The sequence below is a fragment of the Komagataeibacter ossonobensis genome (genome assembly GCF_057359305.1).
Map to the genome: position 1 here is coordinate 101,196 of NZ_JBXAYQ010000002.1, position 14,176 is coordinate 115,371.

Consider the following 14,176-nt stretch of genomic DNA (forward strand, 5'->3'; position numbering starts at 1 on the left):
GGGCAGCAGTATATTGCGCGCCCTCAAGGTATGAGCGTCACATGAGTCGCCCGCTGATGGTGCGGCTCGTATGGCCGGAATGAATGATGATGGGGTTGGCCGGTTCGAAACCGGTATGTTCACGGCGCTCCTGCCAATAGGGCAGGTGGTGTGAAGCAGCCCTGCCTGATAGTTAGTGCCCTGTATCAGGGCGGACGAGGAGTAAGTGGCGTGGCACGTATTGCCGGCGTGAACATCCCAACCAACAAACGGGTCACCATTGGCCTGCGTTATATCTATGGTATCGGGGCCACCAAGGCCCAGGCGATCTGCGACCAGCTGGAAATCCCGGCTGAGCGGCGCGTGAACGAGCTGTCTGATGACGAGATCGGTAAGATCCGTGAACTGATCGACAGCAAGTATCGCGTGGAAGGTGATCTGCGCCGCGAAGTGGCGATGAACATCAAGCGTCTGATGGACCTTGGCTGCTACCGTGGTCTGCGTCACCGGCGTGGGCTGCCTGTCCATGGTCAGCGGACTCATACCAACGCCCGTACCCGCAAGGGTAAGGCCGTGGCTATTGCGGGCAAGAAGAAGGCAACCCGCTAATCAGCGGATTGTCCGGTATGTAAGCATGGGGGGCAGCCCGCCCCATGCGCCGTTTGAACTGACAGGATCGAGAAAACTATGGCGAAAGCTGCGGCTCCGCGTATTCGCAAGAAAGAGCGGAAAAACATCATTTCCGGTGTGGCGCATGTGCTGTCCACCTTCAACAACACCATGATCACCATCTCGGATGCACAGGGCAACGCGATTGCCTGGTCGTCCGCTGGTGCCCAGGGCTTCAAGGGATCGCGCAAGTCCACGCCGTACGCGGCGCAGGTTGCCGCCGAGGATGCGGGCCGCAAGGCACGTGAACACGGCATGGAGACGCTGGAAATCGAGGTTTCCGGTCCCGGTTCGGGGCGTGAGAGCGCACTGCGTGCCCTGCAGGCCGTCGGTTTCTCGATCACGGCCATCCGTGACATGACGCCGGTTCCGCATAACGGCTGCCGTCCGCGCAAGCGCCGTCGCGTCTGAACCGCAATCTGCTTAGTCGTATTCCCCCGCATGCGGGGGAAGATTGTCATTCCGGTATCCTGCCGCAGGATACCATCTGCCATCGTAACGGGTGGCAGATCAGTCTTGAAAGGCCATTACCTTGGTCCTCCAGAAAAACTGGCAATCCCTGATCAAGCCGGAAAAGCTGGAAGTCGAACCGGGGGCGGAACCTTCACGCATTGCCACCGTCGTTGCCGAGCCGCTGGAACGCGGCTTTGGCATGACGCTGGGTAACGCGATCCGTCGGGTTCTGCTGTCGTCCCTGCAGGGGGCTGCGGTTACGGCAATCCAGATTGACGGCGTGCTGCATGAATTCTCGTCGGTGGCGGGTGTTCGTGAAGACGTGACCGATATCGTCCTCAACATCAAGCAGCTCGCGCTGCGGATGCATGGTGAGGGGCCGAAGCGCATGGTGCTGACGGCCACGGGGCCGGGCGAAGTGCGTGCCGGACAGATCCAGACAGGTCATGATATCGAAGTCATGAATCCTGACCTGGTGATCTGCACCCTTGATGAAGGGGTGAAGTTCGGGATGGAATTCACCGTGAACATGGGCAAGGGGTATGTCCCCGCGGCGGCCAACCGCCCGGAAGACGCACCGATCGGCCTGATCCCGGTTGATGCCATCTACTCGCCCGTCCGCCGCGTGTCCTACAAGGTGGAACAGACCCGCGTGGGTCAGGTCACCGACTATGACCGCCTGCTGCTGACGGTTGAGACGAATGGCGCGGTAACACCGGAAGATGCCGTGGCACTTGCCGCGCGTATCCTTCAGGACCAGCTGCAGCTGTTCATCAACTTCGATGAACCCCGCACGGTGCGCACGGAAGAGCCGCAGGATGACCTGCCGTTCAACCGTAACCTGCTGCGCAAGGTTGACGAACTGGAACTGTCGGTCCGTAGCGCGAACTGCCTGAAGAACGACAACATCGTCTATATCGGTGATCTGGTTCAGAAGACCGAGCAGGAGATGCTGCGCACGCCGAACTTCGGCCGCAAGTCGCTCAACGAGATCAAGGAAGTCCTGACCGCCATGGGACTTTCACTGGGTATGAATGTCCCGGCGTGGCCGCCGGAAAATATCGAAGATCTGGCCAAGAGGCTCGACGAGCCGTTCTGATCCTCGGAACCGGATAAAACAGGAAATTACATCATGCGTCACGGTGTTGCCGGCCGTAAGCTCGGCGTTACCTCGTCCCATCGACTGGCCATGTTTCGCAACATGGCTGTCGCCCTGATCAAGCACGAACAGATCACCACCACGCTGCCGAAGGCGAAGGAACTGCGCCCGGTTGTGGAAAAGCTGATCACCCTTGGCAAGCGTGGCAATCTGCACGCCCGCCGTCAGGCTTTCGCCCAGCTGCGTGACGACAAGATTGTGTCCAAGCTGTTCGATACGGTGGCAGACCGTTACAAGGCGCGTCAGGGTGGCTACACCCGCGTGCTGCGTGCGGGCATGCGCCACGGTGATGCAGCCGACATGGCTGTGATCGAACTGGTTGACCGCGATGTGTCGGCAAAGGGCAAGGACAGCGGTCCGCGTCCGGAAGCCACTCAGGAAGACCATCTGGCAGCCTGAGGCACTTCGGTTCCCGCGTGAAAAAGCCCGGCCTTTGGCCGGGTTTTTTTATGTCGGTAGCCGATCTGGCATTTTGTGCGTCGTGATATGGATATTCGGTCACGACATGTATATTTCGATACGCTTTCGACATGCAGGACCATACCCTGCGCAGCAGACAGGGCTTCGCCATGACAGGATCAGTTTTCGGGCGTGTCATACGCCGTGGGCTTTATGCCGTGACCGCCATGATCGGCCTGTGCGGAAGCGTTCAGGCCGCAACGGTGCGGGTGGGGTATATTCCTGTCATCGGGTCGGCGCCGCTGTTTGTCATGCAGGGTAAGAACTGGACGCGTGACGCAGGTATCGACATGCAGTTGGTCCGGTTCCAGTCGGGGCCACAGGCCATTCAGGCGCTGGTATCGGGCAAGATTGACGCCTATGTGGCGGGTGTCCTGCCACTGCTGCAGGCACGCGCGCATGGGGCGGATGTAAAGGTCGTGGCCAGTGCCGCGACCGAGGAACTGGAAATCGTCTCCCGCGGTGCGTTGGCGGATGGCCTGCCGGAACAGCCTGCGGGGCTGAGTGCTGACGAGGTCCGTCAGCGTTTCGCCGATTTCGCCACGAAGGCGGGTCACAGGCCCAAGATCGCGGCCCAGCCGCTCGGTTCGGTGCCCGATACGCTGCTGCGATACTGGCTCAAGGTCCGCAACGGACTGGATCCGGCGCAGGTGGCGGATATTGTCGGCATTGATATTGATGCCGCCCAGCAGGCATTTCTGGCGGGTGCGGTGGATGGCGCCATCCTGCGCGAACCGGCGCTGACCATTATCCGTCATCGCATGCCCGGCATGCGGGTGCTGGCATCGGGGCATGATCTCATGCCGGGGCAGCCGGGTTCCGTGCTGGCAATCGTCAATGAGGACGCGCCGGATCGCGCGGCATGGAAAACCGCGTTCCTGACCAGTTTCGTGAAGGCCACGCACCTGCTGGCCACCGATCCGGAACAGGCGGAACCCTATGTCCAGCAGGCGCTCGGTGGGGGCATGCTGCCCAGGGACATCATTATCGAGGCGCTGAAGGCATCGGCACCTGATTATGTATCCGACCCGGCTGGCATCGTGGACGCGGTTGGCAAATTGCAGGATTTCGAAGTGCAGAGCAGCCTGTTGCGCAAGGCGGAACCGGTGGCGTCGCTGTTCGACCTGGAAAGTTACCGGCAGATCGCACAATGACGCCCACCCGTTCCCTCTGGATACGACCGCTGCTGGGGGCCGTGGGCCTGATCGTGCTGTTCGGGGCATGGGAAGCATCCATCCGGCTGGGCTGGGTGCCATCCGGCCTGCTGCCCGCACCAAGCAGCCTTGGTCCGGCATGGTTGGAAGAAGTGCGCAGCGGGGCATGGCTGCAGGCCATTCGGGACAGCCTGACCCATTACGTGATGGGACTGGTCATTGGTTCGGTCCTGGGCATGCTGACCGGCCTGTTATGCGGCACGGTGCCGTTGCTGGATGGGCTGCTGTCCGGTGTCGTGCGTGTATTGCGACCCATACCCGGCCTTGCATGGGTGCCGTTCGCCATCCTGTGGTTCGGGCTGGATACCGCAGGGGCGACGTTCGTGATCGCCATTTCGGTGTTCTGGATCAATTTCTATGCCGCCTACGGGGCCGTGCAGGCGATTGACCCCGACCTGTATGAAGTCGCGGCGTCCTTTGGCCATGGCGGGTTCTGGGCACGGCTGCGCACGGTGGTGATTCCGGCATCGGCCCCCGGCGTGCTGGCGGGGCTGCGCACGGGGCTGGGTCAGGCATGGATGTCGGTCGTCGCGGCGGAACTGTTCGGTGTGCCCGGTATTGGCGCGCGGATGATGCAGGCGTCCAGCCTGCTGGCGACCGACCTTGTGGTGGTTTACATGCTGACCATGGCCCTGCTGTATGCGCTGACCGACACGGCTTTCATGCTGGTGCGCAGAAGGCTGCTGGGCTGGCAGGGGTGAATGCGGTGGTAACGGATACGGACGATGTCGTGGTCAGGCTGGAAAATATCGGCCTGTCGCATGATCAGGGGCGCAGTTTCATCCTGCGGCATGTGGATCTTGAAATCAGGCGTGGCGAATTCGTGGCCGTGCTGGGGCCGTCCGGGGTGGGCAAGTCCACGCTGCTGCGGGTCATCATGGGGCTGGTCCAGCCCAGCGAGGGCACGGTCAGCCTGCATGCGTCGCCCACGGCGGCGCATCGCCCTGCGGCCATGGTGTTTCAGGACGCGAAGCTCATGCCGTGGCGCAGCGTACGGCGCAATGTGGAACTGGGTCTGGAAGGGCTGGGACTGACACGCATGCAGCGGCGGGACAGGGCCATGGCGGCGCTGGAACTGGTCGGGCTTGCGGATACGGCGGAGCGGTGGCCACGCCAGCTATCGGGTGGGCAGCGCCAGCGCGTGGGGGTTGCGCGCGCGCTGACGGTGGAGCCAGACCTGTTGCTGATGGACGAGCCTTTTGGTGCGCTGGACGCCATCACGCGCGGCGCCCTGCAGGATGAACTGTTGCGTATTCATGCACGGCGGCGCGGGACGGTACTGTTCGTGACCCATGATCTGGACGAAGCCCTGATCCTGGCAGACCGGATCATCATTCTCGAAGGGCATCCCGCAGGGTTGCGGGGGGATTTTGCGGTGGGGCCACGGCCGCGTGACAATACCGCCCCGGCCATGCGCGCAATGGCGGAGCGCATGCACCGACTGATTGCGGGGGAGCCGGACCCCGGCGCGGATGCAGCCTATTGGCAGGCATCGGAGATATGATAAGTCTGCTGTAACGGGCCTGTTGCCTGCGGGCATGACGGCATGGGCAGGGGGAGACGGGATTTCCCCTATTCCCCCGATGGCAAGCAAGGGAATATCGAACATGACAAATCCCCCCAATTTTGAAGCGCATCTGGAAGAAGGCATCGGTCGGCTTCAGGATGGTCTGGATGGCTTTGTCGGGGATACGGGCACCCCGTTGTCAGGACGCCTGCAGGGCGCGGGTGGCGTGGCACAGCAGGGCATGGGGGAAATCCTTGATACCCTGCGTGACGTGACGGCTGACCGGCCGCTGTTCGCACTACTTGGCGCGTCAGTGCTGGGCTTTCTGACCAGCATGTTCCTGCGCCGCCGGGCATAGGGCAACATATACGGTGCTGCCGCGTTTAAGGCATCATGACTGATTTGCAGGGAAAAATGCCATGCTGAAACTGGCGCTGTTCTTTTTGATTGTTTCGCTGGTCGCCGGGCTGTTTGGCTTTACTGGCATTTCCGCGGTTTCGGCCGGGATGGCGAAAATACTGTTCTTTATCGCCATCCTGGCTTTTGTGATCGTGGTCCTGATCGTACTGTTTTCGGCCAAGTCGCTTTTTAATAGCTAGCGGTCCATCCTTATGAAAAACCCCCTGTCGGCATTGGCGCAGGGGGTTTTTTTCTGCCTATTTATTGGTGTCCTTCTGGATGAAGGAGGGCAGGAGGGGATTATCCTTCTGCAACGAACCCTTGGAAGGCAGGCGCGAGACATCCCATCCACCGCCCAGCGCCTGCACCAGGCTTACGCTATCCACCATGCGCTGCTGCTGGATGCCCAGCAGGGTTTCGGCATCGCTCAGCGCCGAATTCTCGTTGGTGATGACGGTGGTATAGATTTCGGTTCCGGCCCGGTACTGGTTCAGCGAGACCTCGACCGTGCGGTTGGCAAAATCCAGTGCCTTCTGCTGCTGCTGCGCCTGCTGCGCCAGAATACGCAGGTTGGACAGCTGATCTTCCGTGCCCTGCAATGCGGTCAGGACGGTCTGGCGGTAGGTCGCCACGGCACTGTCGTACTGCGCATTGGCTTCATGCACGGCGGCCGTGCGTGACCCGCCTTCAAACAGGATTTCGGTGGCGGAAGCCCCCAGTGACCAGACGCGGTTCATCGCTGACATCAGCGATGTCACCGGGTCGCCACCACTTTGCGAATAGCTGGCGCTGATGGTGATGTCCGGATAGAACGCCGCCATGTCTGCGCCGATCATGGCGTTGTATTCCTCCATCGTGCGTTCGGCTGCCGCAATGTCGGGGCGACGTTGCAGCAGGTCGGCTGGTACCGTGACCGGAATGGGGGGCACCGTGCGCGACAGTTCCGCCGGGGGCAGGGTGACATCGGCAGGTGGCTTGCCGATCAGCACGGCAATGGCATGTTCATACTGCGCGCGGTTGATTCCTGCCTGGATCAGGGAAGCGCGGTTCTGTTCCAGCGTGGTGCGGGCCTGCAAAACGGCGGTGGGATCGGCGGTCCCGGCCTCGAACTGGTTCTGGGTGATCTGCAGCGCCTGTTCGTTGAAATTGACGTAACGCTGCAGCAGGTCCGTCAGGCTGTCCTGATAGCGCATGTTGAAATAGGCCGTTGCCAGTTGCGCCTGATACGACAGTGTGGCGTTGGCCAGATCGGCGGCGCTGGCCTGTGCCGCGGTAACCTGCTCCTGCACCTGCCGGCGGATCTTGCCCCATATGTCCAGATCCCAGCTGGCGCTGGGGCCGATGTCATAGGTGTTGTAGGTCGTTCCCGCATTTGCATAATTGCTGCCTGATGAGGACAGCGAACCCGCGCCATGGCCATTGCGGTTGAAGCCCAGGCTGCCGCTGATGGTCGGGAAAAGCTGCGCGCGCACGCTGTCGATCATGGCGCGGGCGTTACGGTAGTTGGCTTCGTACTGCTTGACGTTCTGGTTGGAAATCGAAACCTGTGATTCCAGCCCGTTCAGGATGGGATCGTTATAGATCGTCCACCAGTCATGCTTGGGCAGTTCGGCCAGCTTGGGGTCGGCCATTTCCCATCCCGGTTCGGGGCGCAGTTCCTTGAAACGCGGGGACACGATCGCGGCAGGACGATGGTATTTTGGCCCCACCATGCATCCCGCCAGCGCCATAACTGGCAGGGCCGCCAGCGCAAGGCGCGCGGCGTAGCGGCGGGGGACGCGGGACGGGCGGATGGCGGCACGGCCGGGGGATGGCGAAAAAGGTGTCATCCGGTTCAGGAATCCTGCTGGTGGGAAAGACGATGGCGTCGGGACAGCCGTCCATACAGCCGGTTGAAAAATGTGCGGCAGGCTATCCCCAGATGATCGAGATAGAGATAGACAACCGGCGTCGTGTAAAGCGTCAGCGCCTGACTGACCAGCAGCCCGCCCACAATGGCAATGCCCAGCGGGCGGCGCAGTTCGGCGCCATAGCCATGACCGAATATAAGGGGCAGCGCGCCCAGTGCGGCGGCAAAGGTGGTCATCATGATCGGGCGGAAGCGCAGCAGGCAGGCCATGCGGATCGAATCAAGCGCGCTATGGCCTTCTTCCCGTTCGGCCGTGATGGCGAAGTCCACCAGCATGATGGCATTTTTCTTGACGATGCCGATCAGCAGGATCACCCCGATCATGGCGATCAGTGAAAAGGCCTCGCCAAAAAACTGCAGCGCCAGTAGCGCCCCCACCCCGGCCGAGGGCAGGGTGGACAGGATGGTCAGCGGATGCACGTAGCTTTCGTACAGAATGCCCAGCGTCATGTACACCGCCGCCAGGGCCGCAAGGACCAGCAGCGGTTCGTTGTTGACCGATTTCTGGAACTGGGCGGCGTTACCGGCGAAATTGCCCTGGATGTTGGCGGGCATGTGCAGGCGCACGGTTTCCTCATTGATGATCTGCACCGCCTTGCTCAGCGGGACGCCATTGGCCAGGTTGAACGAGACCGTGCTGGAAACCGATTGCCCGTCATGGTTGATGCTCAGTGCCGTCTTGGTGGGTTTCAGCACCGATACCAGTGTCAGCGGTACCATCGCTTCCGAACTGGTGGACACGGCCGACCCGGTGGAGGCACTGTTGCCACCCGCCAGCGTGTTGGCCACCTGGTTGCGGAAGGATTCCTCGCTCAGCTGAGATTCCGTGGTGCCTGTATCCGTCTTGACCCGGATAGTGTTGGACTGCGTGCCGCCACCCGCCGTACCACCGGCGACACTGACCCAGACCTGCTTGAGCGTGGTCGGGTCCTTCCAGAATCGTGGCTCGACTTCCATTACCACGCGGTACTGGTTGAGGGCATTGTAGATGACCGAGGCCGAACGCTGGCCATAGGCGTCATACAGCGTGTTGGATACAAGCTGGGGCGTAATGTTCAGGCGGCTTGCGGTATCGCGGTCTATCTGCACATCCAGCGCCGAACCACCCTGCAGTACATCCGATGAAATGTCGGACAGTTCGGGATGCTTCTGCAACGCGCTGACCAGCAGCGGCGTCCATTTATACAGATCCTTCGAGGAATCGGAGTGCAGCGAATACTGGTAGGCCGCATTGCTCTGCCGTCCGCCTATGCGCAGCTGTCCCGGCGCGGACATGTAGAACGTCGCTCCCACCATGTTGCGCAACCGGCGCGTGATGCGGGCAATGGTCTGCGCGGGTGTGTCATTGCGAAGCGACTTGTCCTTCAGGGTCACGAACATGTTGGCCTGGTTGGAACTGCCGCGCCCGCCCATGAATCCCATGACATGGGCTACGTCACGGTCCGCCATGATGGCCTGCTGCGTGGTGGCGATCTTGCCCTGCATGGCCTGGAACGAAATGGACTGGTCACCCATCAGGTGTCCCATCAGCATGCCGGTATCGGATTCGGGAAACAGGCTCTTGGGCATCTTGATGAACAGCCCGACCATGATGGCAATGGTTACGGGCAGCGACAGGATGGTGATCCGCCGGTGCGTCAGCGCCCATTCCAGTGAACTGGCGTAACCCTGCTGGGCGGCAGTCAGTATATGTTCCAGCCATGCGCCAACCCTGCCGAAAAAGCCCTTCGACGGGGCCGCCAGATGCGGGCGCAGTAGGCGGGAGGTCAGCATGGGCGTCAGCGACAGCGACAGGATCATGGAAATGACGATGGTCAGTGACATCGTCATGGCGAATTCATGGAACAGACGCCCCGCCACACCGCTAAGCAGCAGGATGGGCAGGAACACCGCGATCAGCGATACGGTAATGGACAGGACCGTGAACGCCACCTCTCGCGTGCCCAGCAGGGTGGCCTGCAGGCGGTCCATGCCCGCTTCCATGTGGCGGCTTATGTTTTCCACCACCACAATGGCGTCATCCACCACGAAACCGGTCGAAATGGTCAGCGCCATGAGCGACAGGTTGTCAATGGAATAGCCCAGCAGCTTCATCGCGCCAAAGGCAGCGATGATGGATGTCGGCACAACGATTGCGGGAATGATGGTGATGCGCGGCGAACGCAGGAACAGAAGCACCACCAGCACCACAAGGAAGACCGACAGCACCAGCGTGAACTGCGTATCGGCCAGGGCCGCGCGGATGGTGGTGGACCGGTCCATGAACCTGCCCAGGTCCACGTCGGCCGGCAGGGCATCACGCAGCATGGGCAGCTTGGCGCGGATCTGGTCATTGGTGTTGATGATGTTGGCGCCGGCCTGCGCAAAGATGATGGCCAGCACCCCGTGCCTGCCATCCACGTAGCCGGCGTTGCGCACGTCCTCCACACCATCATGGACGTAGGCCACGTCCTCCAGCTTGACGGGACGGCTGTCATGGTAGGCCACGATCAGGTCACGGTAGGCCTGTGCATTATGCGCCTGGTCATTGGTCGACAGCACGAAACGGTGGTCGCCCTCGTCGATGAAGCCCTTTGGCGTATGGGCGTTGGCCGAGGCGAGGGCTGCGCGGATATCCTCGAACCCTATGCCGAATTTGTACAGCGCCAGCGGGTTCATCTCCACCCGCACCGCGGGCAGCGAACTGCCACCGATTTCAACCTGTCCCACGCCCTGTATCTGTGACAGGTGCTGCTGCAGCACGTTGGACGCAAGGTCATAAAGCTGTGCCGCAGTACGGGTACGCGATGTCAGCGCCAGGATCATGACCGGCGCGCCGTTGGGATTGGCCTTGAAATAGCTCGGGTTCTGCCGCAGCGACGACGGCAGATCCGCGTGGGCTGCCTGCAGGGCGGCCTCCACATCACGCGCGGCCCCGTTGATGTCGCGGTCCAGCGAGAACTGCAGCGTGATCCGCGCCTGGTTGGCCGATGACTGTGATGTCATTTCGTTCAGGCCCGCGATCGCGCCCAGATGCCGCTCCAGCGGGGCTGCGACGGAACTGGCGATTTCCTCGGGCGAGCCACCGGCCTGCTGCGCCTGTACCTGTATGACCGGAAAATCCACATTGGGCATGTCGGCAACCGGCAGCGTGGTATAGCCGATGATGCCGCCAATGATCAGCGCCACCGTCAGCAGGACTGTCGCCACCGGCCTGCGGACAAAGATGGAAAGCGGCGTCATGCCTGCGCCTGCGGTCCGGGCAGCCCATCCTTACCCTTGCCATCAGCATTGCCAAAGCGGCGCGACAGCTTCTGGCTGATCCCGTCCATGAGCAGGTAGATGACCGGCGTGGTGAACAGTGTCAGCAACTGGCTGACCGCAAGCCCACCGACAATGGCGATGCCCAGGGGGCGGCGCAGTTCGGAACCTGTGCCGGTGCCCAGCATCATGGGCACCGCACCCAGCATGGCTGCCAGCGTGGTCATCAGGATGGGGCGGAAACGCAGCAGCGCGGCATGGCGGATGGACTGCAGCGAGGTCATGCCTTCCACCCGTTCGGCTTCCAGCGCGAAGTCGATCATCATGATGGCGTTTTTCTTGACGATGCCGATCAGCAGCACCAGCCCGATGATGCCCATGACATCCAGCCCCGATCCCGTGATCCACAGCGCCAGCAGCGCGCCCACACCGGCGGAGGGCAGGGTGGACAGGATGGTGACGGGATGCACGAAACTTTCATACAGGATGCCCAGCACGATATAGACCGCGATCAGGGCCGCCAGCACCAGCCATGCCTCGTTGGACAGTGAACTGCGGAACGCCGCCGCCGTGCCCTGGAACGATGTCTGGAAGCTGGATGGCAGGTGGATGTCCTTCGCCGCGCGTTCGATCGCATCCGTCGCATCCCCCAGCGCATAGCCGGACCTGACGTTGAACGACACGGTCGTGGCCGGGAACTGCCCCACATGGGTAATCAGCAGCGGCGCGGTATCGCGCGTGACACTGGTAACGGACGCCAGCGGCACCAGTCCCGATGTGGGCGAACGCGTCGGCCCCGATGTGCTTTCCCCTGCGTTGCCGCTGATACCGGGTAGATAGATCTGGTTGAGCGATCCCATGTCCTGCTGGAACGCGGGCGTGGCCTCCAGGATCACGCGGTACTGGTTGGACTGCGTGAAGATGGTCGAGATCTGGCGCTGGCCAAAGCTGTCATACAGTACGTTGTCGATGGTCTGGGGCGTGATGGAATACCGCGCCCCCGTGGTGCGGTCCAGGTCGACATGCGCCACAAGGCCCGCCGCCTGCAGGTCGGATGTGACATCCGACAGCGCCTTTTCGCGTTGCAGGCGCGCGATGAATTTCGGCACCCATGTCGTGAACTGGTCATAGCTGGGGTTTTCCAGCAGGAACTGGTACTGCGTCGCGGCAACCGATGTATCCAGCGACAGGTCCTGCACCGGCTGCAGGTACAGGTCCGCCCCCGCGATATCCGCCGTTTCCGCGCGCAGGCGTGTCGCCACCTCCTGCGCGGTGTCGGCGCGGCTGTCCACCGGCTTGAGGTTGATCAGGAAGCGCCCCTGGTTCAGCGTCACGTTCTGCCCGTCCACGCCGACGAAGGAAGACAGGCTGGCCACATCCTTGTCCTGCAGGATCCGGTCGGCCAGTTCCTGCTGGTGGCGCTTCATGGCGGCGAACGACGTGGACTGCTCCATGACCGAAATGCCCTGGATCACGCCCGTGTCCTGCACCGGGAAAAAGCCCTTGGGAATGACAACGGCCAGCAGGCCCGTCAGCACCAGGGTCGCGCAAAATATCGCCAGTGTCAGCCGCTGGTGGCGCAGCACCACATCCAGCGCGCGGCCATAGCCGCTGATTGTCGCGACCGTCCAGCGTTCGACCGCGGCCGACCATGCCGGTTCGGCATGTTTTGTGTCACGTTCATGCAGCAGGCGCGCGCACATCATTGGCACCAGGGTCAGTGAGACCACGGCGGACAGAATGATGGTGACCGCCAGTGTCATGGCGAATTCATGGAACAGGCGACCGACCACATCGCCCATGAACAGCAGCGGGATCAGCACCGCGATCAGCGATATGGTCAGCGAGATGATGGTGAACCCGATCTCGCCCGCGCCCTTCAGCGCGGCTTCCATGCGGCTGTCGCCCATTTCGATGTAACGGGCGATGTTCTCGATCATCACGATGGCATCATCCACCACGAACCCCGTGGCGATGGTGAGCGACATGAGCGAGAGGTTGTCGAGCGAGAAGCCGAACAGGTACATGACCGCCAGCGTCCCCACCAGCGACAGCGGCACCGACAGGCTGGGGATCAGGGTCGCCGGCACATTGCGCAGGAACACGAAGATCACGCCCACCACCAGCACCAGCGCCAGGCCCAGTTCGAACTCCACATCCTCGACGGATGCGCGGATGGTCGTGGTCCGGTCGGTCAGGGGGGTTATGGTGATGCCCGGCGGCAGCGACTGCTGCAGGCGCGGCAGGGCGTATTTGATGTTGTCCACCACCCCGATCACGTTCGCACCCGGCTGGCGCTGCACATTCATGACCAGGGCTGGCGTGCGGTTGGCCCATGCGGCCAGTTCGGTGTTTTCGGGGCCGATGACCACGCTGGCCACGTCACGGATGCGCACGGGACCGTTGTTCTGGTACGCGATGACCTGGTTGAGCAGCTGGTCCACGCCCGAAATCTGTCCGTCGATGCGCAGCGTGGTCGCGCGCTGTGGGCCATCGAACGTGCCGGTGGGGGAATTGACGTTCACGTTGCCGATGGTGGTGCGCAGCGTATCAAGGTCGATGCCGAACGATGTCAGCTTGGGAATGTTGACCCGCACCCGCAGCGCCTTGCGGTTGCCGCCCGAAAGCGTCACCAGCCCCACGCCCGAAATCTGACTGATCTTTTCAGCCAGCCGGGTGTCGACATAATCCTCCACCTCCGTCAGCGGCATGGTCTTGGACGAGATGCCCAGCGTCATGACTGGCGTGTCGGCGGGATTGACCTTGGCATAGACCGGTGGCGCGGGCAGGTCGGTCGGCAGCAGGGAATTGGCCTGGTTGATCGCGGCCTGCACTTCCTGTTCGGCAATGTCCATGGTCATGGTCAGGCCAAAGCGCAGCGTGATGACCGACGCCCCGCCTGACGAGCGCGAGGTCATCTGTTCCAGCCCCGACATTTCACCCAGCTGGGTTTCCAGCGGGGCGGTGACGGAGGTCGCCATCACGTCCGGGCTGGCGCCGGGATAGAAGGTCTGTACCGTGATGGTTGGATATTCGACTTCCGGCAGGGCGGAAACAGGCAGGAAATGATACCCCAGCAGCCCCGCCAGCAGGATGGCCAGCATGAGCAGGGTGGTCGCGACCGGACGGTGTATGAACAGGCGGGACGGGTTCACGCGGCAATCTCCGGCGGCGGCAGGGGCAGGCAG

General features: G+C 62.1%; 12 protein-coding genes. 9 read left to right on the top strand and 3 right to left on the bottom strand.

Annotated features, from left to right (window positions below):
- Nucleotides 1-210 precede the first annotated feature (210 nt).
- The 9 genes from rpsM (at nt 211) to AC1RQ9_RS02830 (ending at nt 6,039) form a co-directional block, all read left to right on the top strand.
- Nucleotides 211-588, top strand: a complete 378-nt coding sequence (gene rpsM, locus AC1RQ9_RS02790) for a 30S ribosomal protein S13 (RefSeq protein ID WP_010506706.1) — start codon at nt 211-213, stop codon at nt 586-588.
- A 78-nt stretch (nt 589-666) separates the two neighbouring features.
- Nucleotides 667-1,059, top strand: coding sequence for a 30S ribosomal protein S11 (rpsK, locus tag AC1RQ9_RS02795; RefSeq protein ID WP_003621069.1), 393 nt, complete (start codon nt 667-669; stop codon nt 1,057-1,059).
- A 121-nt stretch (nt 1,060-1,180) separates the two neighbouring features.
- Nucleotides 1,181-2,200, top strand: a complete 1,020-nt coding sequence (locus AC1RQ9_RS02800) for a DNA-directed RNA polymerase subunit alpha (protein WP_007399646.1) — start codon at nt 1,181-1,183, stop codon at nt 2,198-2,200.
- A gap of 33 nt (nt 2,201-2,233) precedes the next feature.
- Entirely contained in the window at nt 2,234-2,659 is a 426-nt protein-coding gene (gene rplQ, locus AC1RQ9_RS02805; RefSeq protein WP_010506694.1) for a 50S ribosomal protein L17, read from the top strand.
- Between the two features lie 170 nt (nt 2,660-2,829).
- The gene (locus tag AC1RQ9_RS02810) at nt 2,830-3,873 is read left to right on the top strand and encodes an ABC transporter substrate-binding protein (RefSeq protein ID WP_485985467.1); all 1,044 of its coding nucleotides are present in this window, start codon (nt 2,830-2,832) and stop codon (nt 3,871-3,873) included.
- Nucleotides 3,870-4,634 carry an ABC transporter permease gene (locus AC1RQ9_RS02815; RefSeq protein ID WP_193732498.1) on the top strand — a complete coding sequence of 255 codons (765 nt, stop codon included), beginning with the start codon at nt 3,870-3,872 and terminating at the stop codon, nt 4,632-4,634. The genes AC1RQ9_RS02810 and AC1RQ9_RS02815 overlap by 4 nt, the downstream gene beginning before the upstream one ends.
- Entirely contained in the window at nt 4,631-5,437 is an 807-nt protein-coding gene (locus AC1RQ9_RS02820; protein WP_485985468.1) for an ABC transporter ATP-binding protein, read from the top strand. Before AC1RQ9_RS02815 ends, AC1RQ9_RS02820 begins: the two co-directional genes overlap by 4 nt.
- Nucleotides 5,438-5,540: 103 nt before the next feature.
- Nucleotides 5,541-5,798, top strand: a complete 258-nt coding sequence (locus AC1RQ9_RS02825) for a hypothetical protein (RefSeq protein WP_485985469.1) — start codon at nt 5,541-5,543, stop codon at nt 5,796-5,798.
- A 61-nt stretch (nt 5,799-5,859) separates the two neighbouring features.
- Nucleotides 5,860-6,039, top strand: coding sequence for a DUF1328 domain-containing protein (locus tag AC1RQ9_RS02830; RefSeq protein WP_193732495.1), 180 nt, complete (start codon nt 5,860-5,862; stop codon nt 6,037-6,039).
- Between the two features lie 57 nt (nt 6,040-6,096).
- On the opposite strand, the gene AC1RQ9_RS02835 is transcribed toward AC1RQ9_RS02830, so the two are convergent.
- From AC1RQ9_RS02835 to AC1RQ9_RS02845, 3 genes are read right to left on the bottom strand one after another with little or no spacing between them, the layout of a single operon-like run.
- Nucleotides 6,097-7,668 (bottom strand): efflux transporter outer membrane subunit, encoded by a 1,572-nt coding sequence (locus AC1RQ9_RS02835; protein WP_485985470.1) that lies wholly within the window; start codon nt 7,666-7,668, stop codon nt 6,097-6,099.
- A 5-nt stretch (nt 7,669-7,673) separates the two neighbouring features.
- Nucleotides 7,674-10,970 (bottom strand): efflux RND transporter permease subunit, encoded by a 3,297-nt coding sequence (locus AC1RQ9_RS02840; RefSeq protein WP_485985471.1) that lies wholly within the window; start codon nt 10,968-10,970, stop codon nt 7,674-7,676.
- Entirely contained in the window at nt 10,967-14,143 is a 3,177-nt protein-coding gene (locus AC1RQ9_RS02845) for an efflux RND transporter permease subunit (protein ID WP_485985472.1), read from the bottom strand. Before AC1RQ9_RS02845 ends, AC1RQ9_RS02840 begins: the two co-directional genes overlap by 4 nt.
- Nucleotides 14,144-14,176 lie beyond the last annotated feature (33 nt).